This window comes from Dietzia sp. IBK-p2-16D (assembly GCF_057773085.1).
Genome location: NZ_JBYMTL010000054.1, coordinates 1 through 463, shown reverse-complemented (window position 1 = coordinate 463; position 463 = coordinate 1). Strand labels below are relative to the sequence as shown.

Below are 463 nucleotides of genomic sequence, written 5' to 3'. Positions count from 1 at the left end.
CACAGTTACAAACCGTGACGCTGGAGTACCGACACTGATGTTACGCCAACATTCATATTGGCAGCTGTTTAGTGCCGTTTGTAAAAAAGACTTACAGTTGGCCTTTCGCCAGCGTCACGGTTTGTAACTGTGCAAAGTGGGTAGTTAAGTCTTGATGGGTGGTTAATAAAATCGCCCCACCTTGCTCAAGGTGAGTTAAAAATCGTTGTTGTAAAAACGCAACACCGGCTTTATCTAGCGCTGTAAAAGGTTCATCAAGTACCCATAACTTCGCATCATTAAGCCACAGTCGAATCAATGCAACACGGCGCTGTTGCCCTGCTGATAAAGTACGCACTGGCACATCTTCAAGGCCGACTAAACCAATTTTAGCCAGTAACGGATACAGGTCTTGAGCGGTGTTATAACCTTGTATTTGCAACCAAAAGCGTAGATTTTCAATCGCACTCAGTTGGTTATTTAC

1 protein-coding gene is annotated in these 463 nt (G+C 44.3%); it reads right to left on the bottom strand.

The window, feature by feature from the left end:
• Positions 1 to 91: 91 nt before the first annotated feature.
• Positions 92 to 463, bottom strand: a 372-nt coding sequence (ccmA, locus tag AC3DE3_RS17315) for a heme ABC exporter ATP-binding protein CcmA (protein WP_488370857.1), incomplete at its 5' end; no start/stop codon positions are given.